Annotated in this window: 1 protein-coding gene; it reads left to right on the top strand. The window is 48.2% G+C overall.

The annotated features are described in order from the left end of the window. The coding region (locus tag PGX78_RS09015; protein WP_270446627.1) for an AIR synthase-related protein at positions 1-253 on the top strand (253 nt) is incomplete at both ends.

Genomic DNA, 253 nt, shown 5'->3' with positions numbered 1-253 from the left:
CGGTGTCGGTTTGGCAGACCGTGAAAAGCTGATTACGGGAGAAACTATTAAAGAGGGTGATGTTCTCATCGGCTTGCCGTCGACAGGCGTTCATTCCAACGGCTTTTCCTTAGTTCGTAAAATAGTTTTCGATCGTATGAAGATGAAGCTTACGGACTATGTAGAAGAATTGGGTATGTCCATCGGCGAATGCCTTCTGACACCGACACGCCTTTACCCGCGGCCGTGTTTGCCCGTTATTCGGGAATTTGAT

It is taken from the genome of Megasphaera sp. AF13-6AC, from assembly GCF_027685385.1.
Lineage (GTDB): Bacteria > Bacillota > Negativicutes > Veillonellales > Megasphaeraceae > Megasphaera > Megasphaera micronuciformis.
This window is presented reverse-complemented; position numbering and strand designations above follow the sequence as displayed.